The organism is Vibrio campbellii CAIM 519 = NBRC 15631 = ATCC 25920 (assembly GCF_002163755.1).
GTDB classification, from domain to species: domain Bacteria; phylum Pseudomonadota; class Gammaproteobacteria; order Enterobacterales; family Vibrionaceae; genus Vibrio; species Vibrio campbellii.
In genome coordinates this window covers 2,788,687-2,815,563 of sequence record NZ_CP015863.1, presented here as the reverse complement: position 1 = coordinate 2,815,563, position 26,877 = coordinate 2,788,687, and the positions used below count along the sequence as shown (strand labels likewise).

28 protein-coding genes and 1 other RNA gene are annotated in these 26,877 nt (G+C 46.8%); 18 read left to right on the top strand and 11 right to left on the bottom strand.

What is annotated here, in order from left to right:
- Positions 1–18 precede the first annotated feature (18 nt).
- Positions 19–648, bottom strand: a complete 630-nt coding sequence (locus tag A8140_RS13470) for a LysE/ArgO family amino acid transporter (protein ID WP_005531611.1) — start codon at positions 646–648, stop codon at positions 19–21.
- 142 nt (positions 649–790) lie between these two features.
- Here A8140_RS13470 and A8140_RS13465 point away from each other — a divergent pair, with 142 nt between their 5' ends.
- Positions 791–1,687 carry a LysR family transcriptional regulator ArgP gene (locus A8140_RS13465; protein WP_005531613.1) on the top strand — a complete coding sequence of 299 codons (897 nt, stop codon included), beginning with the start codon at positions 791–793 and terminating at the stop codon, positions 1,685–1,687.
- A 254-nt stretch (positions 1,688–1,941) separates the two neighbouring features.
- Positions 1,942–2,637 (top strand): oxidative stress defense protein, encoded by a 696-nt coding sequence (locus A8140_RS13460; RefSeq protein ID WP_005531615.1) that lies wholly within the window; start codon positions 1,942–1,944, stop codon positions 2,635–2,637.
- A 76-nt stretch (positions 2,638–2,713) separates the two neighbouring features.
- Here the strand turns inward: A8140_RS13460 and serA are convergent, their stop codons facing one another.
- The 5 genes from serA to A8140_RS13435 form a co-directional block, all read right to left on the bottom strand.
- The gene (serA, locus tag A8140_RS13455; protein WP_005531617.1) at positions 2,714–3,943 is read right to left on the bottom strand and encodes a phosphoglycerate dehydrogenase; all 1,230 of its coding nucleotides are present in this window, start codon (positions 3,941–3,943) and stop codon (positions 2,714–2,716) included.
- A 259-nt stretch (positions 3,944–4,202) separates the two neighbouring features.
- Complete coding sequence (gene rpiA / locus A8140_RS13450; RefSeq protein ID WP_005531619.1) at positions 4,203–4,859, bottom strand: ribose-5-phosphate isomerase RpiA; 657 nt, start codon at positions 4,857–4,859, stop codon at positions 4,203–4,205.
- Between the two features lie 58 nt (positions 4,860–4,917).
- Complete coding sequence (locus A8140_RS13445) at positions 4,918–5,511, bottom strand: 5-formyltetrahydrofolate cyclo-ligase (RefSeq protein ID WP_005531620.1); 594 nt, start codon at positions 5,509–5,511, stop codon at positions 4,918–4,920.
- A gap of 5 nt (positions 5,512–5,516) precedes the next feature.
- A non-coding RNA gene (gene ssrS, locus A8140_RS13440) (6S RNA) lies at positions 5,517–5,701 on the bottom strand.
- Between the two features lie 8 nt (positions 5,702–5,709).
- Positions 5,710–6,018, bottom strand: a complete 309-nt coding sequence (locus tag A8140_RS13435) for a cell division protein ZapA (RefSeq protein WP_005531622.1) — start codon at positions 6,016–6,018, stop codon at positions 5,710–5,712.
- Between the two features lie 250 nt (positions 6,019–6,268).
- Here A8140_RS13435 and A8140_RS13430 point away from each other — a divergent pair, with 250 nt between their 5' ends.
- From A8140_RS13430 to A8140_RS13420, 3 genes are read left to right on the top strand one after another with little or no spacing between them, the layout of a single operon-like run.
- The gene (locus A8140_RS13430) at positions 6,269–6,847 is read left to right on the top strand and encodes a YecA/YgfB family protein (protein WP_005531624.1); all 579 of its coding nucleotides are present in this window, start codon (positions 6,269–6,271) and stop codon (positions 6,845–6,847) included.
- A gap of 40 nt (positions 6,848–6,887) precedes the next feature.
- Positions 6,888–8,066, top strand: coding sequence for a 2-octaprenyl-6-methoxyphenyl hydroxylase (gene ubiH, locus A8140_RS13425; protein WP_005531626.1), 1,179 nt, complete (start codon positions 6,888–6,890; stop codon positions 8,064–8,066).
- A gap of 28 nt (positions 8,067–8,094) precedes the next feature.
- Positions 8,095–9,303 carry an FAD-dependent 2-octaprenylphenol hydroxylase gene (locus A8140_RS13420; protein ID WP_005531628.1) on the top strand — a complete coding sequence of 403 codons (1,209 nt, stop codon included), beginning with the start codon at positions 8,095–8,097 and terminating at the stop codon, positions 9,301–9,303.
- 79 nt (positions 9,304–9,382) lie between these two features.
- On the opposite strand, the gene A8140_RS13415 is transcribed toward A8140_RS13420, so the two are convergent.
- The 3 genes from A8140_RS13415 to ygfZ all read right to left on the bottom strand — a co-directional run bounded on the left by A8140_RS13415 (position 9,383) and on the right by ygfZ (position 11,677).
- Complete coding sequence (locus A8140_RS13415; RefSeq protein ID WP_005531630.1) at positions 9,383–9,589, bottom strand: DUF1107 domain-containing protein; 207 nt, start codon at positions 9,587–9,589, stop codon at positions 9,383–9,385.
- A gap of 653 nt (positions 9,590–10,242) precedes the next feature.
- Positions 10,243–10,716 carry an aminoacyl-tRNA deacylase gene (locus A8140_RS13410; RefSeq protein WP_005531632.1) on the bottom strand — a complete coding sequence of 158 codons (474 nt, stop codon included), beginning with the start codon at positions 10,714–10,716 and terminating at the stop codon, positions 10,243–10,245.
- A complete protein-coding gene (gene ygfZ, locus A8140_RS13405) occupies positions 10,709–11,677 on the bottom strand; it encodes a tRNA-modifying protein YgfZ (RefSeq protein WP_005531634.1) in 969 nt (322 codons plus the stop codon). Before ygfZ ends, A8140_RS13410 begins: the two co-directional genes overlap by 8 nt.
- Before the next feature lie 236 nt (positions 11,678–11,913).
- Here ygfZ and A8140_RS13400 point away from each other — a divergent pair, with 236 nt between their 5' ends.
- Positions 11,914–12,174 carry an FAD assembly factor SdhE gene (locus tag A8140_RS13400; RefSeq protein WP_005429937.1) on the top strand — a complete coding sequence of 87 codons (261 nt, stop codon included), beginning with the start codon at positions 11,914–11,916 and terminating at the stop codon, positions 12,172–12,174.
- Between the two features lie 136 nt (positions 12,175–12,310).
- Complete coding sequence (locus A8140_RS26110; protein ID WP_079400975.1) at positions 12,311–12,562, top strand: hypothetical protein; 252 nt, start codon at positions 12,311–12,313, stop codon at positions 12,560–12,562.
- 34 nt (positions 12,563–12,596) lie between these two features.
- On the opposite strand, the gene nadB is transcribed toward A8140_RS26110, so the two are convergent.
- Positions 12,597–14,204, bottom strand: a complete 1,608-nt coding sequence (gene nadB / locus A8140_RS13390; RefSeq protein ID WP_005531639.1) for an L-aspartate oxidase — start codon at positions 14,202–14,204, stop codon at positions 12,597–12,599.
- Between the two features lie 558 nt (positions 14,205–14,762).
- Here nadB and rpoE point away from each other — a divergent pair.
- From rpoE to acpS, 11 genes are all read left to right on the top strand, one after another.
- Complete coding sequence (gene rpoE / locus A8140_RS13385; protein WP_005449784.1) at positions 14,763–15,341, top strand: RNA polymerase sigma factor RpoE; 579 nt, start codon at positions 14,763–14,765, stop codon at positions 15,339–15,341.
- Between the two features lie 26 nt (positions 15,342–15,367).
- Positions 15,368–15,994, top strand: coding sequence for a sigma-E factor negative regulatory protein (locus A8140_RS13380; RefSeq protein WP_005449785.1), 627 nt, complete (start codon positions 15,368–15,370; stop codon positions 15,992–15,994).
- Positions 15,991–16,956 (top strand): sigma-E factor regulatory protein RseB, encoded by a 966-nt coding sequence (rseB, locus tag A8140_RS13375; protein ID WP_005531641.1) that lies wholly within the window; start codon positions 15,991–15,993, stop codon positions 16,954–16,956. Before A8140_RS13380 ends, rseB begins: the two co-directional genes overlap by 4 nt.
- Complete coding sequence (locus A8140_RS13370; RefSeq protein ID WP_005531643.1) at positions 16,953–17,423, top strand: SoxR reducing system RseC family protein; 471 nt, start codon at positions 16,953–16,955, stop codon at positions 17,421–17,423. Before rseB ends, A8140_RS13370 begins: the two co-directional genes overlap by 4 nt.
- Positions 17,424–17,550: 127 nt before the next feature.
- Entirely contained in the window at positions 17,551–19,344 is a 1,794-nt protein-coding gene (gene lepA / locus A8140_RS13365) for a translation elongation factor 4 (RefSeq protein ID WP_005531645.1), read from the top strand.
- Between the two features lie 104 nt (positions 19,345–19,448).
- Positions 19,449–20,348: a signal peptidase I gene (lepB, locus tag A8140_RS13360; protein ID WP_005531647.1), complete on the top strand. Its 900-nt coding sequence runs from the start codon at positions 19,449–19,451 to the stop codon at positions 20,346–20,348.
- 21 nt (positions 20,349–20,369) lie between these two features.
- Positions 20,370–21,047, top strand: coding sequence for a ribonuclease III (rnc, locus tag A8140_RS13355; protein ID WP_005531649.1), 678 nt, complete (start codon positions 20,370–20,372; stop codon positions 21,045–21,047).
- Positions 21,040–22,002 carry a GTPase Era gene (gene era, locus A8140_RS13350; protein WP_005531651.1) on the top strand — a complete coding sequence of 321 codons (963 nt, stop codon included), beginning with the start codon at positions 21,040–21,042 and terminating at the stop codon, positions 22,000–22,002. Before rnc ends, era begins: the two co-directional genes overlap by 8 nt.
- Before the next feature lie 112 nt (positions 22,003–22,114).
- The gene (gene recO, locus A8140_RS13345) at positions 22,115–22,846 is read left to right on the top strand and encodes a DNA repair protein RecO (protein WP_005426504.1); all 732 of its coding nucleotides are present in this window, start codon (positions 22,115–22,117) and stop codon (positions 22,844–22,846) included.
- Positions 22,843–23,574, top strand: a complete 732-nt coding sequence (gene pdxJ, locus A8140_RS13340; RefSeq protein ID WP_005426507.1) for a pyridoxine 5'-phosphate synthase — start codon at positions 22,843–22,845, stop codon at positions 23,572–23,574. The genes recO and pdxJ overlap by 4 nt, the downstream gene beginning before the upstream one ends.
- 12 nt (positions 23,575–23,586) lie before the next feature.
- Entirely contained in the window at positions 23,587–23,967 is a 381-nt protein-coding gene (gene acpS / locus A8140_RS13335; RefSeq protein ID WP_005531654.1) for a holo-ACP synthase, read from the top strand.
- Positions 23,968–24,056: 89 nt separating this feature from the next.
- Here the strand turns inward: acpS and barA are convergent, their stop codons facing one another.
- Positions 24,057–26,855, bottom strand: coding sequence for a two-component sensor histidine kinase BarA (gene barA / locus A8140_RS13330; protein ID WP_005531656.1), 2,799 nt, complete (start codon positions 26,853–26,855; stop codon positions 24,057–24,059).
- Between the last annotated feature and the right edge of the window lie 22 nt (positions 26,856–26,877).

The window sequence follows — 26,877 nt, the reverse complement described above, 5'->3', positions numbered from 1 at the left end:
TTTCTTTCCTATTTGTCTTTACCAGTATTTGGTGACTAACTCATTCGTAAGTACAAAAGCGATAGTAAACATCATAGCGGCAACCGCAATATCGATGCCTTTCTTCACTTTCGGTTTTGAGAGTGTCGGGCCCAGCTTCGCTGCGCCTAATGACAACGTGTAGAACCATACAAATGACGCCATGATGGTGCCCATTGCAAATGCGATACGATCGTTGCCTTCGAACTGACCACCGATAGAACCTAAGATCACCACAGTATCCAAGTAGAGGTGTGGGTTCAAAACGGTAACCGCCAGTGCGCCAAGAATCACGGTGCGGCGCCCGCGCGCAACCACTTCACCTTTCGACTCCGAAGCGTCTGCGGGTTTGAATGCACTCTTTAATGACAGTAAGCCGTAAACGCTCAAGAAAGCAATGCCACCTAATGTTACCGATGTCAGTAGGATTTCATTTTGCGACAGAATTGCACCGCCACCGAAAATGCCGAGCGAAATGAAAAGCATATCTAGGATGCTACAGATGGTCGCGGTCGTCAGGTGATGTTGGCGCTTAATACCTTGGTTAAGGACGTACGCATTCTGCGCACCGATTGGAATGATCATCGTCGCACCTAAACCGAATCCTTGTAATAACACCCAAAAGCTCACAACACACCTCAAAAATTTAGCAATAGAACAACAGAGGAGTGGAAGATAAAGCTTTTATTTAAATAAGTATAATTAATGATTTTAATATATTATTAGCTTTGCTTATCTTTTGGCTTTGGCGTTTATTAGGGAGGAAAAACACGTGCGAGGATTGGATTATAAGTGGATAGAGGCTTTGGATGCGGTGGTACACCAAGGCAGTTTTGACCGAGCAGCGGAGCACCTTTTTGTTTCGCAATCAGCCATTTCCCAGCGTATCAAGCAACTCGAGAAATATCTCGCTCAGCCGGTTCTTATTCGTGAGCAACCACCCAAGCCAACCCCGATAGGTAAGAAGTTACTCGGGCTTTATCGCCGTGTCAGGCTCCTTGAGCATGAAATCCTACCAGAACTCAAAAACGACACCACAACACGCCCTGTACAGCTTTCATTAGCAACCAATGCAGATAGTCTTGCGACATGGCTGTTACCTGCGCTGCAGGATGTAATGAAGCATCGTCAAGTAGAGCTTAAGTTAACCATCTACGGTGAGTCGCGCTCAATTGAAAAACTCAGAAGTGGTGAGGTCGCTGGGGCAATCAGTTTGGAATCTCAAGCCATCCCGGGCTGTCGAGCGGATTACCTTGGTCGCATTGATTATGTTTGTGTCGCCAACCCTGAGTTTTATCAGCGATATTTTACAGAAGGCGTGAATAATCAAACACTGGCTAAAGCGCCAGCAGTCTCTTATGACCAATACGATGATTTACATAAGAAGTTTTTGACTGAACACTTCAACGTTAGGCCAGACAGCGTGATTCATCACAACATCAGTAGTTCTGAAGCTTTTCTTAAAATGGCATTAGCTGGAGTCGCTTATTGTTTGATTCCTCGATTGCAGATCACTGATGAATTAGAGAATGGCGAGTTAATCGATATTACACCGGGCTTTTTAATGTCTTATCGAATTTACTGGCATCACTGGCAGTTAGAAACGGGTGTGCTTCAAGAGATCTCACTAGCGATTGTAGGTTACGCGCAACAGCACCTTCCGCAATAAGTTCCCAACTGACTCGCGTATTAAACGGAAATCACTGCGAAGTAACACAGTCAAAGTTGTGTTAGAAGTCGCGTAGGGCGCTTGGATAATTGGCAGAAGTTTCTATGATGAGTCTATATACACTCCAGTTCATTGGTGTCTCTTATTGTTCGAGTTTAGACGCCAATTCATTCGCCAAGGCATTCATCGAGTATCTCGCCTGAACTCCGGCATGTGGAGTGACTTCAATCTTTCAAAACGGATGGATTTATCGAATGAAACTGTCTTTATGTTTATTGGCCTCAGTACTCAGCCTTACCAGCATTTCTGTTTTTGCGAATGATGTGCCGAATTTTGCCCATGTATCAACCACGGGTTACGGTGAAGTGGTTGCAACACCAGATATGGCAACCTTCTCTGTAAAAGTTGTTGATACGACAATGACGGCTGAGCAGGCGAAACAATCGGTTGATAATACGGTTGATGAGTTTCTGAAGAGCCTAGCCGATGCTGGTTTATCGAAAGACAACATTACCAGCTCAAACTTGTACTTAGCGCCTCAGTACCACTACCCGAAATCTGGGAAAGCGGAACTGGTTGGTTACCGAGCGTCACGCAGCATTGATGTAACCGTCAGTGATTTAGCGAATTTGAATGAATACTTGGACATGGCGCTTAAGGCGGGCATCAACCAAGTCGACAACATTCAGCTTAAAGTGAGTAACCAATCTGAGTACCAGCAAAAGGCACGCATGGCAGCGATTAAAGACGCGCAAAGCAAAGCGGCCTCTTTAGCGACGGGTTTTGATAAGAAGCTAGGTGATGTGTGGCAGATCAATTATAACCAAATGCACGCTCGCCCTGTACTGATGCGCTCGATGGCAATGGATGCGAGAGAGAGCTCTAACAGCTACCAAGACTCTACACTCGTGATTCGTGACCAAGTTGATGTGGTTTACAAGCTTAAATAAGCCCAGTTAAACACGATGAATAGAAACAGAAAAGGCAGGGAAGTCCCTGCCTTTTTTTATGTTCATTAATCCGCGATTAGTGAAGGATACGAGCACGAATTGTGCCTTCGATGCCTTTTAGTTTCACCAGTGCTTCTTCTGAGCGAGACGTCTCAACATCGATAACTACGTAGCCGATCTCTGCTGCCGTTTGTAGGTACTGACCCGCGATGTTAATGCCTTCTTCTGCGAAGATGGTGTTGATTTGCGTTAGGATACCTGGGCGGTTTTTGTGGATGTGCAGTAGACGCGAGCATTCACGGTGTTCAGGCAGTGATACTTCTGGGAAGTTCACGCTTGATAGGGTTGAGCCGTTATCTGAGTATTTCGCCAGTTTACCTGCTACTTCAACACCGATATTCTCTTGCGCTTCTTGCGTTGAGCCACCGACGTGTGGAGTTAGGATGACGTTGTCGAACTTCTGCAATGGAGACTCAAATGCATCCGCATTGGTTTTCGGTTCTACAGGGAATACATCAATCGCAGCCCCCGAGGTATGGCCGGATTCTAGGCTATGGCATAGCGCAGGGATGTCGACCACGGTACCACGTGCTGCGTTGATAAAGATTGCACCGGGCTTCATGCGTGCAAACTCTGCTTCACCCATCATGTTCTTAGTTTCTGGTGTTTCAGGTACGTGCAAAGAGATCACGTCACACTTGTTTAGTAGCTCACTCATGGTGAACACTTGCGTTGCATTACCTAGAGAAAGCTTGTTTTCGATATCGTAGTAGTAGACACGCATGCCCAAGTTTTCTGCGATGATACCCAACTGAGTGCCGATATGACCGTAACCGATGATGCCCAGACGCTTACCACGTGCTTCGTAAGAGCTGTCTGCACTCTTTTTCCAAACACCGCGGTGTGCGAGTGCATTCTTCTCTGGGATACCACGAAGAAGTAGTAGGATTTGACCAAGTACGAGCTCTGCTACGCTGCGCGTATTTGAGAATGGTGCGTTAAAGACAGGTACACCGCGTCGCGCTGCTGCGTCTAGGTCTACTTGGTTGGTACCGATACAAAAACAGCCAATCGCGACCAGCTTGTTTGCCGCATTGATCACTTCTTCTGATAGGTTCGTTCGGGAGCGGATTCCGATGAAGTGTACGTCTTTTACTGCTTCAATCAGCTCTTCTTCTGGAAGGGAACCTTTGTGATATTCAATGTTGCTGTAGCCAGCTGCTTGAAGAACTTCAACTGAAGAAGGGTGAAGTCCCTCGAGCAAGAGGATCTTAATCTTTTCTTTTTCCAGTGAAACTTTGGCCATTTTTCTCGTCCTTAAAATGGAAAGGTGGGCTAATGTGGCGCACATAAAGCAAAACCATTAAAAAGGGGATAATCAACAGTTTTGTCGGAAGACAAACGTTTCCCTGTGCGTCTTCTGCTCAATAAAGTAACAAAAATTTTTTGCTTTGGGTAAGAAAATTACGGAATAAGGCATGATTTTCTTAGAAAAAGGAAGAAAAAACGGCGCCCTAGGGCGCCGTCTGTAATGAAATAACAGAAAATTTAAATCATCTAATGATTTATTCTTCTATTTTCGCACCTTCTGGTGTGCCAGTGATAACCACGTCAGCACCACGGTGAGCGAATAGACCCACAGTTACCACACCTGCAATGCCGTTGATCTTGTCTTCAAGCTCTTTCGGGTTGTTGATTTGCATGTTGTGTACGTCTAGGATTACGTTACCGTTGTCCGTTGTTACGCCTTCACGGTATGCAGGGTCACCGCCGAGTTTAACCAATTCACGAGCCACGTAAGAACGCGCCATTGGGATAACTTCTACAGGAAGTGGGAACTGGCCAAGTACGTCAACTGCTTTTGTGCCGTCAACGATACATACGAATTTTTCTGAAATAGCCGCAACGATCTTTTCACGAGTCAGTGCAGCACCGCCGCCTTTGATCATTTCACGTGCTGAGTTGATTTCATCTGCACCATCAACGTAGATATCTAGCATTGCTACGTCGTTACACTCATAAACCTCAATACCAAGCTCTTTTAGACGCTCAGTTGAAGCAACAGAGCTAGACACTGCACCCTTGATATCATCTTTGATACTGCCTAGGGCATCGATGAAGTGATTCACGGTAGAGCCAGTACCAACACCGACAATGCTGCCTTTCTCAACATACTTAAGTGCTGCCCAACCAGCCGCTTTCTTCATTTCATCTTGAGTCATGCCAATCTCCTGAATAGATGTTCGTTAACGTTTGCGGCGTGATTATAGCGGGTAAGTGTTACTTTTCCCATTGCCAGATTTGGCTTGGAGTCACGATCTTAGGCAATGGAATATCCCAATTTTCAACAGGTAGACGTTCAACGTGCTGACAATCGTGGGCAATACCGATAGGTTTGGCGCCTTCGCCAGTACTAAACCAGCGTGAGAGCGTACGGTCGTAGTAGCCTCCGCCCATACCAAGGCGATGGCCAACGCTGTCGAATCCTACTAGCGGCGTACAGATAACATCAAGGTCACGCACTGGTTTGAGGTGACGAATATCCAGCGCAGGTTCTAAGATTCCGTATTTGTTGTACACCAGCTGATCATCATTGAGATACTGCAAAAAGAGTAACTGACCTTTCGAGAAAGGGTGGATGACGGGCAGGTAAATCGACTTACCTTGCTGCCATAGTGACTCTATTAGAGGTTTGGTGTCTAACTCGCCATCGGCGGAGAGGTAGATGGCAATGTGTTGTGCGGTTTTGATTTCCGGTAATTGTGAAAATTGGTGAATCAGATCGAGCCCTGCTTGAAACTGAGTGTCACTACACAGCGCATTGCGTTTTTCACGGATAAGTTTGCGGAATTCTTGTCGAGATAGGTCTGACATAGAGAGGATACCCCAGGGTGCCGTTGAGGATTGTGGCCCTTGAACCAGCTGGTTCAAGGCGGATCAGCAATGATAACCGTAGGCTTCTCGGTGCATGCCAAGCTTGCTCAATAGCTATCAAGTACTAACCCTTAGGTATTGCTTATCGGCTCAGGGACTTAAATCCAACTGACGCACACCCCAGGGTAAATTTGGTATCTACTGCTGTCCTTGCGTAACTTTACTAAGCGCGCTTTCTAAAGACGCGGTGAGCTTTTCCATTCGCTCAGTCATTTCTTGTTGCTGACCATTAGATTCGTATGACTTGGTGTGCAATTCATAACAAATGTTCAACGCAGCAAAAGTCAGTAGCTGAATTTCATTGGTTACCTTAGTACGCTCGCTCATCTCTTTCAATCGACGATCAAGATCTTTAGCCGCTGTAATTAGTGACTCTTCTTGCCCAGCTGGACAATTGACTCGTGTCATTTTGCCAAGGATTTCAACGTCGATCGCTTGATTGCTCATGATGAATAAACTCTATATTCGCGCTATCTAAGGCGTTGCGTTATACAACTACCGAGGAGGAAACTATAGGAAAAGCGCTATTAAGATTCAAGCATTTCCCATCACAGAAAGAAAAATGGTGAAGTGATCACTCAGGAATTGGGCAAATTGTCTAAATGCTGTCCAAAATTGAATTTGATAGCCGTTTCAGCCGACTAGGCTTGATGGTAGGATATGTCGATACATTATTACGCAAGAATGAGCCAAGATTATGAGTGAAATCACCCTTCCTGAATACCAATCTATTGCTGCCGAACTTAAATCCGCAAGCCTTGCTGTGACACCAGCAGAGTTGCACGGTCTACTTGTTGGCATGCTAAGTGGTGGATTGGCGATTAACGACCAAACCTGGCAACCGATTCTGTTTGATTACACCAACGAAGGCATGGGCTGGCCATCAAGTGCATTAGGGTTGGCACAAAGTGTGTTCCAAGTAACGGTAAACGAGCTAACTGGCACTTCTATGGAATTGTCGCTGCTGCTTCCTGATGAAGAGGGTGAAGAAGGTTTGTTTGCTCTAGCTGATGGCGTGTCTGACTTTGTGAACCACTTTATCTCTGGTATGGGGTTAGCGGGGATTGCAATTGATAAAGCCTCAGACGATGCGAAAGAAGCGTTAACTGATCTAGAGGAAATCGCCAAGCTGGGCATTGATGAAGATGATGACCTAGGCGAGCAAGCACTATTGCTAGAGCAAGTAATCGAACACGTAAAAGCCTGCGTATTAACTATTCATGCAGAGTTTGGTGCTCGTCCTGAGAGCAACGAAAACAAACCAACGATTCATTAATCACTCGTTCTCCATTATCGAATAGCTTCTAGAGGTTAGCATGAGGCAATATGATGTTGTAATTGCTGGTGGTGCCATGGCAGGGGCCACACTGGCGCTGGCAATCGACCGTTTATCCAAAGGCGCACTGAAAATTGCGGTTGTCGAGCCTTTTAAAGCCCAATCGGATCAACATCCTGGGTTTGACTCTCGCTCGATTGCTCTGTCCTACGGTACGGTCAACATCCTGCGTCACTTACAGTTGTGGTCTGCCATCGAGCCTTGTGCTACCCCAATTGAACATATTCATGTTTCTGACCGCTCTCATGCGGGCATGACCGAAATTACCAAGCATGAAGTTGGCGTTGAAGCGCTTGGCTACGTAGTGGAACTCGCCGATGTTGGCCGTGTCTACCAAGAGCTTTTGGATAAGAGTGAGGCGATCACCCTGTTTTGCCCTGATTCGGTTGCGAACATCGAGCGTGAGCAAGACAAAGTACACATTGAACTGAGCAGCGGTGAAAAGCTTGAAGCTAAATTGCTGGTGGCTGCCGATGGGGCAGTATCGCAATGTTGTCAGCAAATCGGCCTAGAGTTGTCTGAACATGATTTCGACCAAGTGGCAGTGATTGCGAACATTGTGACGCAAGAGCCTCATCAAGGTCGTGCTTTTGAACGTTTTACTGAAAATGGTCCAGTCGCACTGCTGCCGATGAGTGACAACCGTATGTCGTTAGTATGGTGCCTTCGTCTTGAAGAAGCGCAAACCGTGGTGAACTTGTCCGATGCAGAGTTTCTTGAGCGCTTGCAGAACGATTTTGGCTGGCGACTAGGTGCGATGGAGAAAGTTGGACAACGCGCGAGCTATCCGCTTCTTCTTCGTCATCGCAAGCAAAACATTTCGCACCGTTTTGCTATTGTCGGCAATGCCGCACAGACGCTTCACCCGATTGCAGGGCAAGGCTTCAATCTTGGTATTCGTGATGTGGCATCTTTAGCGGAAGAGGTTGTGAAGCAAGCTGAAGACGTGGGTCGTTACCAAGGCTTAATGCGATTTAGCCAACGCCGTGAAGACGATCGCAGCGAAACGATTTGGCTAACCAGCTCTCTCGTGCATATTTTCTCAAATGATTTACCGGCGATGCGAATTGGGCGTAATCTTGCCCTCGCAACGATGGATAACCTTTCTACTTTTAAGCAGCCGCTGCTACGCCATACACTTGGTTTAGTGAAACGATAAACGGCAACGAATTAGGTAACAAATAGCAATGATGCAAAGTGTAGATATCGCCATCATCGGCGGTGGAATGGTCGGTTTAGCATTAGCGGCCGCTTTTAAGGACAGTGACCTGCGTGTGGCCGTTATTGAAGGTGCAGTACCAAACGACACACTCAACGAACTACCAGATGTTCGCGTATCGGCGTTAAGTCGTTCCAGTGAAACCATCCTTCGCAACCTTGGTGCGTGGCAAGGTATCGAGCAGCGTCGTGCCTCGCCATACTATGCGATGGAAGTATGGGAGCAAGACAGTTTCGCTAATATCGCATTTGATGCGCAGAGCATGGCTCAGCCTGATCTCGGTCATATCGTTGAAAACCGTGTGATTCAATTAGCGCTGTTAGAGCAAGTTCAAAAGCTCGATAACGTGACGCTGTTTATGCCTGCTCGTTGTGCAACGCTTGCGGTGGGTGAGCAAGAAAGCTGGCTAACGCTCGACAATGGTCAAGCTATGACAGCGAAGTTGGTTGTTGGCGCAGATGGTGCAAACTCTTGGCTGCGTAACCAAATGGATATACCACTAACGCATTGGGATTACGGTCACAGTGCCCTTGTTGCGAACGTGAAAACCGCAGACCCACACAATAGTGTTGCTCGTCAGATTTTTACACCGCAAGGTCCATTGGCTTTCCTGCCAATGTCTGATCCACACATGTGTTCGATTGTTTGGTCTACCGAACCAAATCGCGCAGAGCAATTGCTGGCGATGAACGAGCAAGAGTTCAATAAGTCACTGACTAGCGAATTTGATGTGCGCTTAGGTTTGTGTGAAGTGGTTGGCGAACGTGCTGCATTCCCACTTAAGATGCGTTATGCACGAGACTTTGTGGTTGAGCGCGTGGCTTTAGTTGGCGATGCTGCACATACCATTCATCCGCTGGCGGGGCAGGGTGTCAACCTTGGCTTACTAGATGCTGCGAGTTTAGCGCAAGAAGTATTGGCGCTGTGGAAACAAGGGCAGGACATTGGCACCAAACGTAACCTACGTGGTTACGAGCGTTGGCGTAAAGCTGAAGCGGCGAAGATGATCGCAGCAATGCAAGGCTTCCGTGATCTGTTCTCTGGGGAGAATCCTGCCAAGAAGCTGGTCCGTGGTATTGGTTTGAGCCTAGCAGGACAGTTGCCGGGGGCAAAAGACGAAATCATGAAACGTGCATTAGGTTTGAAAGGCAACTTGCCGGAACTGGCGCGTCAATAAACGCCTCTCTCGCTTGGCGAATAAAAGACACAAAAAAGGCTGGTTAATCCAGCCTTTCTTATTACATCGATGTTTTAAGCTAAGCGTATGCGCATCTGAGCTTCATAATCTCTTGGTTAATCTCTTTTACTGCCTGAAAGTGACGCTTCTCAGCTTTTTCTGGCAGTATCAATTTTCCGTTATCAAACTCGAACTTACCGACTCCGTAAATATAAATTCTTCCCTTAAAAAGACGACTTATGTGTTTAGCAATCATACCTGGTGTATAGCGCTTAAACAGTCTCATATTTACTCTTCCTTATCTCTTACCTAGCCCAATCATTCTACGTTTCTCACGTAAAAATTATTGTGACAGCAATAGTATTAAGTGCAGTTGAGCTCTTTTGCTTTAGAGATTTGTGCTGCCTTAGACAAATTGACAGAGTCATATCTCAAATAGCGTGAGGATTACCTCAAAAAATCATTGTCGAAGGAACCTGTCCTTGAGTCCTCCTGTTCTTATTTGGTGCATTAAGCAACAGCTTTGTTACAGAATTAAGAATAGAAGGAAAATGATTGTTTGCGAAATGTTTTTACTCAATGGGGTGCATTTTGTTCGTTTTGATGAGGTTGAAACCTCAAATGCATTGCTTTCATTGAGTTAGAGGAATTAAAAAGGAAAAAGTTCCACGCAAAAAAAAAGCCCGCTTCGGCGGGCGAATAGTCACAGATGCATTACACAAAAGTGGACGACTGACTTAATGAACGCTGTCATACAAGTCAGCTGATTCACTTTATGTTGATTAAGTCGTTGTTGAAAACTTAACCAACAAATTCAGCATATACGAGTTTTCTATGTATGACTATTTATGTTTTTAAAGTGATTAAAAATTCTTCAATGTAATCGGCGAGATATGAGTGAGATCACGCAGGAGTAAGAATCCTGCGCTCGATTACATGTTAGCGGCAGATATCAGCCATGGTTGGTTGGCACAATTGGATGAGATCATCGATGGACAGCGCTAAGCCTGCCATGCGATCACCGCTGCTAATGGTGATTTCTTTTTCTTCAAGCAAACTTGGGTCAAACACGATCGGCATGTAGCGTTTTAAAAGTAGTGGCGTGACAGTACCAATCTTGTATCCGGTAATCGCTTCTACGTCCGCTTGAGCAACACACGTCATACGACGGCACTGCAGTAGTGCGCGTACCTTCTTTGGATCAACGCTACGATCACCTGGAGCACAGGCAAGTGCATATTGGTTCCCCATATCGCGCAAAAGAATCGCTTTGACCATTTGAGAAGGGCGAATGCCGCGTTGTTGCGCGGCATCCTCAATGGTTGTTGCTGGCTTTTGATGAGGAAGAAGGCGGAACTCGATATTCTGGTCCGCCAAAAACTGCATCAAAGGGGTATGAATGGTATTACTCATCGTCAAGACTGTACGGTAGTGCTGCGATTTCCCATTCGCACTCTGGCTGAGTAACCAAGCGCAGACGAGTGTCATCGTCTAGGTTGTTTGGTAACACAATGAGACCCATCGCTTGGTTGTCGCTGAATTGGTAATGTGTGAGCAATGCGCCTACTGAACGCCAGTTTTCACCGACACTACGTTCCAATTCGATCGCACCCTCACCTAAGGCTTCAGCGGTTGCACCTTTAACAATATACATTGCACGTTTGTTGGTGCCGCGGTATTTCGCGCGTGCTACGGTTTCTTGGCCTGTGTAGCAGCCTTTCGTAAAGCTGATGCCGCCGAGCGCTTGTACGTTTAGCGCTTGTGGAATGTGCTCGTTTTGCGCGTCTGCTGCGACGTATGGTAGTGCCGCTTCAATATCGAAACGGGTCCAAAGTTCATGAGTGGTCAGTGTTGCTTGGCTGTCTTCCAATAACGATTGTGCTGCTTCTGCTGTAAGCGCAAGCAACCAGCGGTTTAAAGCAACTTTGACTGCAGTGCCACCTTCAACAGTACGCACTTCGCCAGAATCAGCATTTAATGTTGAGATGAACGCATCGGCATTCTCACCAGCGACACCTAGCACAACGTCGCTAGACTCTTCGATGGTCACTTTCGAAAACACCGCGTACTTCTTGATTTCTTTCAGTTCCACTTCAATCGCTGATTTCGGCTGAACCATTGCGTAGCCATCGTTATGGTGGAATAGTCGGAAGACGCTCCACACTTTACCTTTCGCATCACAATGGGCACCCAACATTGATTGGTCTTTCTCAAGAGAAACCACATCACAAGTAACTTGGCCGTGTAGGTATGACTTTTTGTCATCCCCGACCATGGTGATCATGCCTAGGTTATCCAATAGCGAGACAGACAGCTCAGGTAGTGCGTCTTGTGTCGATAGGTTCAGTGGTGAAAAGCGAGTTTGCCATTCCATGATTACAATGCCTTTTTAAGATATTTTTCAGCTATGTTAAATGCAGAATCGGTATTTGTCAGCACTCAATATATCCACGCAATTTTAAGGTGTTTGGCGTTGCTGAACGTTTGTTTATTAAATGCGTTCAGGATTTGCAGCGACTTGGCTACATATTGTGACCCGCACACTAGTGACGTTGCACATCCCTTGTTACACTCCGCACTAAGAACAAGACATCTATGAAGGAATACTGAATGTACACTGCGGAAGAAAAGGCGCGTATTAAATGGGCTTGTCGTCGTGGCATGCTTGAGCTTGACGTGGTGATTATGCCGTTTTTTGAAGAGTGCTTTGATGCACTGAATGAGCAAGAGCAGCGTGATTTTGTCTCACTATTAGAATGTGATGACCCAGATCTGTTTACTTGGGTAATGGGACACGGTCGCAGCGAAAACCTAGGTCATGCATCGATGGTTGATAAAATTGTCGCGCACAACCTCAGCAAGGTTCGTTAATCTCAAGGTTAACACTTCTCTATACGCCCAAATTGCCAACCAACTTCTTCTCCTAGGTTGTGTTTGGGCGCTTATCTGTTCTGACATCCCACTCGTCTTATCAACTTATCTGTTATTACTGATTCTCCGTTGCCAATTGCAAGGTGGCTTTGTCGTGCCTTCTGCTTGTGGTTGCTGGTATTTACATCGTGATGGCACGGTACGTAATGACAAGCAAACCTCCACATTATCTAGTGTTGATGTTTCGGCTACGGCGTTCAAAGTGACATTTGAATTAACGTCGGGGGAAAGTGCGACAATCTGGCGAGACAGCTGTGAGGATGTGGCTTATCGCCAACTGTGTTTGATATTACGTCAATGGAAAATGGGAGCCGAAGCCCCCATTTGATCTTGTATCTGACGGTTACTGTTTAGTGCCAGAGCTATTTGTTTGGTGTAAGAATTGTTGGACCACTATTTTCTAGCTGGTTTGGATAATCCAAGGTGTAGTGCAGACCACGACTTTCTTTACGCTGCATCGCGCAACGCACCATCAGCTCAGCGACTTGCAGGAGGTTACGTAGCTCTAGCAAGTTGTTCGATACGCGGAAGTGGCTGTAGTACTCGTACGTTTCTTGTTGCAGCATTTGGATACGACGTAGAGCACGTTCAAGGCGCTTATCAGTACGAACGATGCCCATGTAATCCCACATAAACAGGCGCAGCTCATGCCAGTTATGTTGAATGATCACTTCTTCATCACTGTTGGTCACTTGGCTTTCATCCCAACATGGAACCTGCGGTGCTAGTTCTACTTCGTTGTGATGTTTAAGAATGTCTTTGGCTGCCGACCATGCGTAAACCACACACTCAAGTAGTGAGTTCGATGCCATACGGTTCGCACCGTGCAAGCCTGTGTAGCTCACTTCACCAATCGCGTAGAGGTTCTTCAGGTCGGTATGACCGTTTTGATCGACCATGACGCCACCGCACGTGTAGTGCGCTGCTGGTACAATTGGGATCGGTTCTTTAGTCATATCGATACCCAAATCCATCAAACGAGAGTAGATGGTTGGGAAATGCTTAGTAATGAAATCCGCTGGCTTATGGCTGATGTCGAGGTACATGCAGTCAGCACCTAAGCGCTTCATTTCGAAGTCGATCGCGCGAGCCACGACGTCACGTGGAGCAAGCTCTTTACGCTCGTCGAAATCCGGCATAAAACGTGAACCATCAGGACGACGTAAATACGCGCCTTCTCCACGCAATGCTTCTGTCAGTAAGAAGTTGCGCGCTTCTGGGTGGAACAGACAGGTCGGGTGGAATTGGTTGAATTCCATGTTCGCAACGCGACAACCTGCGCGCCAGGCAATTGCAATACCATCGCCGGATGATACGTCTGGGTTAGACGTGTATTGGTAAACTTTGGAAGCGCCGCCCGTTGCCAGTACAACAAATTTAGCGCGAACAGTTTCTACCTGCTCTTCGTTGCGGTTCCAAATATAAGCACCAATGATCTTGTTTTTGTCGCCGCCGATTTTATCTTCGGTGATCAAATCCAGAGCATTATGACGTTCAAGAACATGAATGTTTGGGTGGCTGTGTGCGTTGTCTTGCAGAGAGGTTTGCATTGCCATGCCAGTTGCATCGGCAGCGTGCAATATACGGCGACGGCTGTGACCGCCTTCGCGAGTTAAGTGATAGCGTGGTTCATCGTCAGAATCATCGTCTTCACGATCAAATGGTACACCGCCATCAATCAACCATTGCACGCACTCTTTTGAGTTTTCCGCGATGAATTTAACGGTCTCTTCATCACAGATACCATCCCCGGCAATTTGCGTATCTTCAACGTGAGACTCAATGGTGTCCGACTCATCAAATACGGCAGCGATACCACCTTGCGCGTAATACGTTGCGCCTTCGCTGCGCGGTCCTTTACTCAGAACCATCACCTTACAGTGGTTTGCGACACGTAAAGCCAACGACAAGCCCGCGGCGCCACTCCCTACCACTAACACATCACATTCATGTTCACGATTTGTGTTCATATTACTTTTACAATCCCAAGCTAAGGTAACAAGGTTACCTTGTGTATATTTTGCACACCATGTGCATTCCATTAACGCGACATCCGTCGCTAAGGGCTAAGTTGGGAGACGTATCGAAATCGGCGTTACTTTGGTGACTTCAGCCACTCTTGTTTTTCCATGCTTTGGGCATGAGGATGCTTCCTGAGTTTTGTTTGCAACGCGATGTTCTGATAGCCATTAGCCATGCAAATGAAAAGTAATAGTTTGTCAATGCCATTGCTTTTCTATGCTCTACCCAGCACAATCTGGGATAGAGATCATCCATTATACCCATTTCCCCATCAGTATGCTCGCTTGTCAAAACGAGACTTAAGTCGGACGAGGAGCGGGATTTGGCTAATGACATCACACTGTGAAAAAACAATGACAAAAAATTTGAGAAACCATGGAACTTTCTCATTCACGTCGGAGTCACAATAGTGCTCAAGTAAGCAGTGGTGTCAATACTACGTTTTGCATAATTAGTACCCATATCTGAGAAGAGTAGGGGCATAACAAATAGGAGTATCCGCTCGAATGAACGAGCAGCTGACCGATCAAGTATTGATTGAGCGAGTTCAGAATGGCGATAAGCAAGCATTCAACCTGCTGGTAACAAAGTACCAGAACAAGGTATGTAACCTTATCTCCAGATACGTAAGTAATCCTGGCGATGTACCAGATGTAGCACAAGAAGCGTTTATCAAAGCTTACCGAGCTATCCCTAGTTTTCGTGGGGAAAGTGCGTTTTACACGTGGCTGTATCGCATTGCTGTGAATACTGCGAAAAATCACATTGTTGCCCAAGGTCGTAGACCGCCAGCAACAGACGTGGATGCTGAAGAAGCTGAATTTTACGAAACAGGTAATGCACTTAAAGAAATTTCGAACCCTGAGAACTTAACGTTGTCCAAAGAATTGCAACGGGTAGTGTTCAGTGCAATCGAAGCCTTACCTGAAGATTTAAAAACCGCAATGACTCTGCGTGAGCTTGATGGCTTAAGCTACGAGGAAATTGCTGAAGTAATGGATTGCCCGGTGGGAACGGTACGATCGCGTATCTTCCGTGCTCGTGAGGCGGTGGAAAAGAAAATTAAACCTCTTTTGCAGCGCTAGTACAAGTGATAACTATGGTGAAAATAATGGCTGACAAAGAAAAACTTTCAGCTCTCATGGATGGAGAATTGGTCGATAAGGCTTTAATTCAAGAATTAGAGCAAGACCAAGAGAGCCGTGATGCTTGGCAGAACTATCACCTAATTGGTGATGTGATGCGAGGCGAAGCGCCAGCAAAGCCAGAGTGGAATATTGCTGAAAGCGTAGCGTTAGCGTTAGAAGACGAGCCTGTGCATCGTGCTATCGATTCGCGCAGTGCTAACGTAATTTCAATTAACGACGCGCCAAAAGAGTCGCAACCAGAGCCACAAAAAGCGAAACGCCAGTTGCCTGCATGGTTGACTCAGTTTGGTCAAGTAGCCGTTGCTGCGTGTGTGTCACTTGTTGTGATACTAGGCGTACAGCAGTATGGTGGTAGCGACCCAATGTCGCCGCAAGCAGACCAACTTCCTGTACTTCAGACTGTGCCATTCGCGGGCAGTGCTGAACCAGTAAGCTTGACGCGTGAATCCGTAGAGCGTTCAGTTGGTGAAGCAAATATGCAAGAGCAACGCAAACGCGTTCATGCTATGCTTCGTGACTACGAATTGCAGCTAAGAATTAACAGTGATGCGTCTCAGCAAGATGCACATCTGACTCCGGATATTGAATGAAAAAATTTCTGATCAGCGCTTGCGCTCTGTTCAGTCTGATGTCTTCGCAAGCCTTTGCTGGTGATAAGCCAGCGGAGGCTTTATTGCATCAAATGAGCGAGGCGAGCAAGAATTTAAGCTACGAGCTCTCTTATATCCTTATCAAAAAGAACAGCATTGAACCTTTGCTGTATCGTCATGCGACTCACGACAAAGACCAGTACGCACACCTTGTGTACTTAAGTGGTCCCGTACGTGAAGTGATCCGTCGCGGCACTGAAGTAAGCTACATCGAAACTGGCGCAGAACCGTTTACCATTGAATCGGGTAAAATGGTCGCTCCCATCATGCCAATGCTGAATGCCAATATTGACGAGCTAAACTTGTACTACGACTACGTAAAAGTGGGGCGTGCGCGTGAAGCTGGCGTACCAACACAAGTACTGCGCATTGTGCCAAAAGATGGCTTGCGTTATTCATATGTGTTGTGGATTGATGAGAAGAGCCATTTGCCACTGCGTGCTGACCTAGTTGACCGCGATGGTGAAATGCTTGAGCAGTACCGTACTATCTCTTACTCAGTAAACCCTAAGATTGCTGAGTTGATGAGTGGCTTAGAAGAAGTTCAGTTGCCGGCGGTTCTGACAATGCCAAAAGGTGATATTGGAACGAGTAACTGGAATGTAGGTTGGACGCCTGAAGGTTTCCATCCAAATGAACTGAATCGCTACCGTATGGCAGTGACCGACCAAATGGTAGAAAGCCAACTGTACTCTGATGGACTATTTAGTTTCTCTGTGTATGTAGCGAACAAAGACGAGCACTCGTTGAAAGGCCAGCTGGTTCGTCAAGGTCGTCGCACGTTGCATAGCTTTATAAGCGGCAATCACGAAATTTCCGTCGTTGGTGATATTCCACCGGCAACGGCTCAGCGTATCGCACAATCGGTCACTTTTAATGTAACAAAGAGTGAAGTGCAATGATGACTGCATTGGCTACCGTGACGGGTGTTCACCGTCACGGTCATCAATACGATGTCGATCTCAGCTGTGAGCAACAAACTAGTTGTAGCAGCTGTTCATCGCAAAAAAGCTGCGGCACAGGCGTGGTTACCAAAGCGATTGGTAACAAAACGCTGTCGTGGCATTTGCGTACTCCAAAATCCGTCAAAGTTGGTCAAGTCGTGGAAATTGGTTTTCCTGAATCAAGCCTGATCAAATCTGCTATGGCTGTCTACCTTCTTCCTCTGTTTGGTTTGATTCTCGGTGCCGTGATTGGCAACTTCCTGCTTGCACCTTTAACGGCAGGTGGTGAGGGTATTACTATCCTATCCTCGGTGTTGTTTGCGGCTGGTGGTATGTGGCTCGCAAAACGTGTGTCACGCCCGCTTGAAGATGAGTCAAAGCGCCAAGTTACCCTTATTCGAGTTCTCGGTGAACCTATTCAATAAGTTCTAGACTTTAAATAAGGTGCGCCCGTTAACGAAATTGGGTAGAATCTGCCAACTTGATTGAAATGCCGTCAACTGACGGCTTTCTTACTGTCCCTATTTGTAAAGAGTTAGTTACCCTAAATCTATGAAGCACATTCGTAACTTTTCGATTATCGCCCACATCGACCATGGTAAGTCGACCCTATCTGACCGTCTAATCCAAGTTTGTGGTGGATTAAGCGATCGTGAAATGGCCGCACAGGTTCTGGATTCAATGGATCTTGAACGTGAGCGTGGTATCACCATCAAATCTCAGAGTGTGACGCTGAACTACACCGCTAAAGACGGCGAAACGTACCAGTTGAACTTCATCGATACTCCGGGACACGTTGACTTTGCGTACGAAGTATCACGTTCTCTAGCCGCTTGTGAAGGTGCGCTACTGGTGGTTGATGCAGGTCAGGGTGTAGAGGCTCAAACGCTAGCTAACTGTTACACCGCGATCGAAATGGATCTTGAGGTTGTGCCAATCCTAAACAAGATTGACCTACCAGCTGCTGATCCTGAGCGTGTAGCGGAAGAAATTGAAGAAATCGTTGGTATTGATGCAATGGAAGCTACCCGCTGTTCTGCAAAGACAGGTATCGGTGTAGATGATGTTCTAGAAAACATCGTATCAGCAATTCCAGCACCAGAAGGTGATCCAGATGCGCCACTTCAAGCGCTGATCATCGACTCATGGTTCGATAACTACCTTGGCGTTGTTTCTTTGGTTCGTATTAAAAACGGCTCACTGAAGAAAAACGACAAGATCAAAGTAATGAGTACAGGCCAAACTTGGGGTGTGGACCGTCTAGGTATCTTCACGCCTAAGCAAGTGGACACTGATGTTCTGCGTACTGGCGAAGTAGGCTGGGTAGTTTGTGGTATCAAAGACATCCTAGGCGCACCAGTAGGTGATACGCTGACGCTAGCGAAAAACGGCAGCGAGAAGCCACTTCCAGGCTTTAAGAAAGTAAAACCTCAGGTATACGCGGGTCTATTCCCGGTATCTTCTGACGATTACGAAAACTTCCGTGACGCACTAGGTAAACTTAGCCTAAACGATGCATCGCTATTCTACGAGCCAGAAAACTCAGCAGCACTAGGCTTTGGTTTCCGTTGTGGTTTCCTAGGCATGCTGCACATGGAAATCATCCAAGAGCGTTTAGAGCGTGAATACGACCTAGACCTAATTACAACGGCACCAACGGTAGTTTACGAAGTAGAGCAAACTAACGGTGAGACAATGTACGTTGATAGCCCAGCAAAACTGCCAGCGGTTAACGACATCGAAGAGATCCGTGAGCCTATCTCGCGCTGTAACATCCTAGTACCAGCGGACTACCTAGGTAACGTAATCACGCTATGTGTTGAGAAGCGTGGTGTTCAGGTGGACATGGTATACCACGGTAACCAAGTTGCGATCACTTACGACATCCCAATGGCAGAAGTGGTACTGGACTTCTTCGACCGTTTGAAGTCGACATCACGTGGTTACGCGTCTCTGGATTACAACTTCCAACGCTTTGAAGCATCGAACATGGTACGTGTAGACGTACTACTGAACGGCGACAAAGTGGATGCGCTAGCGCTGATTACGCACAAAGATCAGTCTCAGACTCGTGGTCGTCAGCTTGTTGAGAAAATGAAAGAGTTCATTCCTCGTCAGATGTTCGACATCGCGATCCAAGCGGCTATCGGTAACCACATCATCGCGCGTTCTACAGTGAAACAGCTACGTAAGAACGTAATCGCGAAATGTTACGGTGGTGACGTGAGCCGTAAGAAGAAACTTCTGAAGAAACAGAAAGAAGGTAAGAAACGTATGAAGCAGATCGGTAACGTAGAGCTGCCTCAAGAAGCGTTCCTAGCAATTCTTCACGTTGGTAAAGACTAGAGTTGAACTATCTCGTACTCTTGTCTGTCATAAGACGTTAGATAGTAAAATAAGTGAAAGGGTTTCGGCTCTTTCACTTTCGTATTTTTAGATAAGGGAATTTAATGGCGAATACATTCTCACTGATTCTAGTTATCGTGACTTTGGTAACTGGCGTAGTTTGGCTACTAGAAAAGCTCGTGTTTGCGAAAAAACGTCAAGCGAAAGTAGCGGAGATCCAAGCGCAAACAACAAATGGTCTGGATGCGGTGACGCTACAAAAAGTAGAAAGCCAACCGTGGTGGGTAGAGAACAGTGTGTCTATCTTCCCAGTGATTGCATTCGTATTGGTATTACGTTCTTTTATCTATGAACCGTTCCAAATACCTTCAGGCTCAATGATGCCAACCCTACTAGTAGGTGACTTCATTTTGGTGGAGAAATACGCGTACGGATTGAAAGATCCAGTATGGCGCACTCAGCTAGTGGAAACTGGCAAGCCAGAACGTGGCGACATCGTAGTATTCAAATATCCACCTCAGCCAAACATTGACTACATTAAGCGTGTGGTTGGTTTGCCAGGCGATACTGTTCGTTACTCTGCGGATAAGCAGGTATGTATTCAGTCGAAAGGTGAATCAACTTGTAAGCCAGTTAAGTCGAGCAATGTTGAAGAGAGCCCATTCATCCAAAATGGCATTCCTCTGATTCAGATGAATGAAAAATTGGGTGAGGTTGAACACCAAATTCTGGTGAATCCACTCGCTCGTGATCGTGTGCAGAACTACCAGCCACGTCCAGGTGTTAACGAGTGGGTTGTACCACAAGGTCAGTACTTTGTTATGGGTGATAACCGTGACAACAGTGCAGACAGCCGTTACTGGGGCTTTGTTCCAGAAGCAAACTTAGTCGGTAAAGCTGTTGCGATCTGGATCAGCTTCGAGTTTGATCGTGGCGCAGACAGCGTTCTACCTTCATGGATTCCAACTGGTGTGCGTTTCAACCGCATCGGTGGTATTCACTAACCATTCAAATATCGAGAGAGTATGAATTCTCCAATTGAGAAACTAGAGAGAAAGCTCGGCTACCAATTTAAGGATGCTGGGCTTATCAACTTGGCGCTGACTCACCGCAGCGCCAACAGTAAGCACAATGAACGTCTTGAGTTTCTGGGCGATTCAATTTTAAGTTTTGTCATCGCTGATGATCTGTACCATCGTTTCCCGAAAGTGAACGAAGGTGACATGAGCCGTATGCGCGCGACCTTGGTACGTGGGCACACATTGGCGGAACTGGGTCGTGAATTCGATCTAGGAGATTATTTAAAATTAGGTCCAGGTGAATTGAAGAGTGGCGGATTCCGCCGAGACTCTATTCTAGCCGATGCGGTAGAAGCCATTATTGGTGCGATTTACCTTGATAGTGATATTGAAGCCGTGCGCGGTATTGTACTGAGCTGGTACAACTCGCGTCTTGAGGCGATCAAGCCTGGCGTATCACAAAAAGATCCCAAAACTCGCCTACAAGAGTTCCTGCAAGGCAGAAGAAAACCGCTGCCTGTCTACACAGTGACTAATATTAAAGGTGAAGCGCACAACCAAGAGTTCACGGTTGAGTGTGACGTAGCAGGTGTGGATAAGCCTGTAATCGGTAAAGGCACCAGCCGCCGCAAGGCAGAACAAGCGGCTGCAGAAACGGCACTTGAGCAATTAACGAATGGCTGATAACGAATTCGATATCGATGCGTTTTTCGCATCACACGGTGAAGTAAGTTCACCAGAAAACCAACACTGTGGCTTCATTGCGATTGTTGGTCGTCCAAACGTAGGTAAGTCGACACTTCTGAACAAAATCTTGGGTCAGAAGATTTCGATCACGTCTCGTAAGCCGCAGACGACGCGTCACCGCATTATGGGTGTGGACACAGACGGCGATTACCAAGCGATCTACGTAGATACACCAGGGCTTCACATTGAAGAGAAGCGCGCGATTAACCGCTTGATGAACCGTGCGGCAAACTCATCTCTAAGTGATGTGAACCTAGTGTTCTTCTTGGTGGATGGTACGCACTGGACGAACGACGACGAGATGGTGCTGACTAAGCTTCAGAAGTCGAACTTCCCAGTTGTGCTTTGTGTGAACAAAGTAGACAACGTGCAAGATCGTAATGAAGTGATGCTGCACATGATGGACATGTCGAAGAAGATGGACTTCGTTGACGTTGTGCCAATCTCTGCAAAACACGGTAAGAACATTGAAGTACTGCGCAAGCACGTACGCGATCACCTACCGAAAGCAACGCACCACTTCCCAGAAGAATACGTGACGGACCGCTCTCAGCGTTTCATGGCATCAGAAATCGTACGTGAGAAGTTAATGCGCTTCACGGGTGATGAGCTGCCATACTCAGTAACAGTTGAGATTGAGCGCTTCGACTACAACCCAGAAACCGACGGTTTCCATATCAACGCCCTAATTCTTGTTGAACGTAATGGTCAGAAGAAAATGGTTATTGGTAAAGGCGGCGAGAAGATCAAGACAATTGGTCGTGAAGCGCGTCTAGATATGGAAGAGCTATTCGGTCGTAAGGTTTACCTAGAGACTTGGGTAAAAGTGAAATCTGGTTGGGCAGATGACGAACGTGCTCTGCGCTCACTAGGTTACATCGACGACCTGTAAGTTTGGTAACGAAGACACTTCGTTCCAACATCGACTAAAATATAATATCGATTAAAATAAGGAGCCGCTTGGCTCCTTATTTTTTATTACCGACTTAGGCACACTGATTGAAATGAGCAACCAGTCTTCAGAAGGCTTCCAGCGCTGCTTTGTATTGCACCGACGCCCTTACAGTGAATCGAGCTTGATCCTTGATGTATTCAGCGAGGAGTATGGTCGTATCACGTTGATGGCGAAAGGCGCGCGCAGCAAACGCTCCAATCTGAAAGGGGCATTACAGCCCTTCACACCACTATTGCTGAAATGGTCCGGCAAAGGTTCGATGAAAACCTTACGTCAGGCTGAGCCAATCAGTTTGGGTTTGCCGTTGTTCGGGATAAACCTTTACTCCGCAATGTACGTAAATGAATTAGTCGGGCGCGTGTTAATGGCGGAAGTGCCGATGCCTGCGCTGTTTCATGATTATCTGCATGCACTAACGGAATTGGCTCAGAGTGATAACCCTGAACCGGGCTTGCGTCGTTTTGAATTGGCCCTGTTGTCTTCAATGGGCTATGGCGTCGATTTCTTGCATTGTGCCGGGACGGGGGAGCCTGTCGATCCTGAGATGACTTACCGTTATCGTGAGCAAAAGGGATTCATCGCTTCAGTAAGGCGCGACAACCTGACATTTTTAGGTAATGAATTGATTGCGATTAGTGAACGGCGATTCGTCACTAAAGAGCAATTAAAAGCGGCGAAACGCTTTACACGTATGGCATTAAAGCCGTATCTTGGCGGCAAACCTTTAAAAAGTCGCGAATTATTCATTCAGACATATCGAGCACGGAGTAACGGAAAATGAGCTCAATCTACTTAGGCGTTAATATCGACCATATTGCCACTCTACGTAATGCACGTGGTACTAAATACCCAGATCCAGTTCATGCTGCTGAGATCGCAGAGCGTGCCGGTGCTGACGGTATTACCATCCACCTACGTGAAGACCGTCGCCACATTCTAGATCGTGACGTTCGCATCTTACGTGAAACCATTCAAACTCGTATGAACCTTGAAATGGCAGTAACGGACGAGATGGTTGAGATTGCGCTACAAACTAAGCCTGAGTTCGTTTGTCTGGTTCCTGAAAAACGTGAAGAGTTGACCACAGAAGGTGGTCTGGATGTTGTCGGTCAACTTGAGAAAGTGAAAGCGGCAACGCAAAAACTGACCGAAGCGGGCATCAAAGTATCTCTATTTATTGATGCTGACCGTCAACAGATCGATGCGGCAAAAGCTTGTGGCGCACCTTACATTGAGCTTCACACTGGTCACTACGCAGACGCGACAACAGAAGAAGATCAGCAAGATGAGCTGAAGAAGATCGCAGCTGGCGCGAGCTACGCTGATGACCTAGGCATCATCGTAAACGCAGGTCACGGTCTGACTTACCACAACGTTGCACCAATCGCGGCACTGCCAGAAATCTACGAGCTGAACATCGGTCACTCGATCATTGGTCGTGCGGTTTTCGATGGTCTAGAAAAATCTGTGGCAGAAATGAAAGCCATCATGGTTGCGGCTCGTAAGTAATCAGATTTAAGCATGGCAATTTTAGGATTAGGCACTGACATCGCAGAGATTGAGCGCATTGAAAAAGCGCTCGGTCGAACGGGGGAGCCCTTCGCAAAGCGTATTTTGTCGCAAGATGAAATGATAAAGTTTGCTGAACTGAAGCAAAAAGGGCGCTACCTTGCAAAGCGTTTCGCAGTAAAAGAGGCGGCCTCAAAAGCGTTAGGAACTGGCATCGCAAAAGGCGTGACCTTCCATGATTTTACGGTTTCGAATGATGAGTTCGGTAAACCGGTATTGACCATATCCGGTGTGGCGAAACAAATCGCCGAGTCGATGGGCGTCAACCATGTTCATCTGTCGATTTCGGATGAACGCCATTACGCGGTCGCGACGGTGATTTTTGAATCCTAATTTGTCTGATTACGGATTAATAACCGAATACGAAAAAGCCAGAGTCGATGCTCTGGCTTTTTTATGGCTCTGATTTACCCAGTTATTCTCTACTGTTCAAGGTAGAGTTTCGCTGTCGTGGTGACCTTGATCATCTCATCTTGAAGTTCAAACATTTCTGGTTCGATGTCTTCGATGTCAGCACCCGAGCGCAGTGCTTGTTCTAAGGTTGCACACAGAGACTTTAATCTCGGCACGCCACAGTAAGAGCTGCTGCCGTGAAGTTTATGTACCACATGGATAAGATCATCATGCGAGAAGTCTTCTTTTTCTAATGCTTGATCGACCACTTCTTCCACCTCAGGAATAAAATCAATCAGCATGCGTAGCATGTCTTTAGCTAAGTCTTCTTTGTTGGCACTCTGCTTTAACGCTGCTTGCCAGTCGATGATGACATCTTGCTGTGGTTTTTCTGGTGCTGGTGGTGCAGTCTCCACAACAGGTTCGACATAAGAAGGCGCGATTTTGTCGACACTCTCAGTACAGGTATTTGGGTTCCAATGAACCAAAACCTGTTGCAGTACATGCTCTTCGATTGGTTTGGTTAGGTAATCATCCATACCCGCAGCCAGTAGTCGGTCACGCTCGCCCGCCATGGCATGCGCGGTGACTGCAATCACTGGGGTGTCTTTGTTCAGCTCAAGCTCTTTAATGTGCTGACAAGCGGTCACACCGTCCATCAATGGCATTTGAATGTCCATGAAGATGAGATCGTATTTCTTCTCAGTTGCGAGATTCACCGCTTGCTGACCATTGCTGCATGCCGTTACCGTTTCTACACGTTCTCTTAGTAGCGCAGAGATCAGTTTCAAGTTGGCAGGGTTATCGTCGACCGCTAGTACCGTCAGTGGTAAACGTTCATTCACCACTGGCTCAATTGGTGCAATCACCGCTTGAGGCGTTTCGACGTGATCCGTGATTAGGCTTTGTAGAAGCTTACGGCGTGATAATGGCTTGGTCAGACATTGGATCTGATGGTCGTTCATCACTTGATCTGCCAGTGCCAGTTCGGTACTCGGCGTACCCATGATCACACTCGGAGCCATGCGTTTGGCTTGCTCAATCCAAGCCGCTACCGATTGATCATCGTAGGTTTGGTTGGCAGCCAAGTTCAACAAGACGTAATCGTAGTTCTCGTCGTTTTCTGGCAGAGAAGAGCGGTAGGTCACCAAAATGCCTTCTTGGCTCAGGATCTGTTGAGTCACTGACGCCGCTTGCATGTTAGGTTCAACCAACAGCAATTGCTTACCAGTTAGTAGTTCGACTTCAATCAGATCGCTCATTGGCATTTCAGTTGAGTGCAAGCGAACCGTAAACCAGAAGGTAGAACCTTGGTGTAGGCGACTGGTTAGACTGATTTCGCCGCCCATCTGGCTTACCAGTTTCTGAGTGATAACCAGACCCAGACCGGTACCACCATAGCGACGTGAAATACTTGCATCCGCTTGGCTAAACGCTTGGAATAACTGCGCTTGCTGACGTTCTGAGATACCAATACCCGTATCGCGCACCATGAATTGCAGTTCGACCGAATCACCAGATTGTGAGCGCATCTCAACGCTGATGTCGATATTACCCCGCTCAGTAAACTTGATGGAGTTGCCGACCAAGTTGGTGAGAATTTGTTGGATACGAAGTGGGTCACCTACCAAACCTTGCGGGATCTTCGGATCCACTTTCAAGGTGATCTCCAAACCTTTCTCGTGCGCGCTGGTGGCTTGTAGGTTGATTACTTCTTCTAAGCTTTCACGGAATTCAAACGGAATGTTTTCCAGTGCTAGCTTACCGGCTTCCAGTTTCGAGAAGTCGAGGATGTCATTGATGATGTTCAGTAGGTTGTTCGCCGACTTCTCAATCGTCTGCAAGTAATCCGTTTGACTGTTCGATAGCTGTGTTTTCAGCATCTGGCGGGTAAAGCCAATTACGCCATTCAATGGGGTACGAAGCTCGTGAGACATGTTCGCCAAGAATTCAGACTTCACTCGGGCTGCTTCTTGGGCACGCTTCTTCGCGATGTCCAACTCCACGTTCTGAATCTCTAGCTGTTCCAGAGTCTCACGCAAGTCTGATGTCGCTTGGTCTATACTGTGCTGCATCTCAACGTGGTATTCCGAAAGCGAGACCGCCATGGCGTTGATACCATTTTTCAGTTGGTCCAACTCACCGTGCATTTTGCCTTCGATACGCACATCAAGGTGACCACGACGAATGCGGTCCACAACGTTCTTCATGTGGGTGATCGGCTGGGTTACATCATGCATGAGGCGAGAGGCGAACACACTCGCGAGACCAAGACCAAGGATCAACACCAAGAAGGCAGAGAAGACTTCTTGATATTGCTGCAAGCGAAGTGACGAAAGATCCATTTCTACGGCGATGTAGCCGATGGCTTTTGTGCCCTGATTCTCATTTGAGAGCTCCGAAAGATAGTGACCTTCAGATAGAATCGGCACGCGCAGAATAAGCGAGTTATCGAAGATTTCCGAGTCCCCTAACTGAGGGATCGGCTTATCCTTCGGGAACATCAGAGCTTCAAAATTGGGATGGAAGTTAGAAGTGACGAAAAGCTCATGATTTTCATCGAACACCGCGATACTACGAACCAGTTTCGAGTTTTTGCGGTGGGCATAACTGATAAGGCGACGAACGGCCTCGCGGCTTTCGGAAAGCAGGTGAGTTTCACTGGCAATCGCAAGCGGTTCGATAATGCTATTACCTGTGGTGATAACTTGTTTCTCTAGGTCTTGGTAGCGGTTGAATGAGAAAAAGCCGCTCAGTAATAAACCAATAATAAGAGTGGGAGCGAGAGTTAGTGTAATTACACGTGCTCTTAAGCCATATCTGGTCATGTTATCTAATTACATCGGAGTC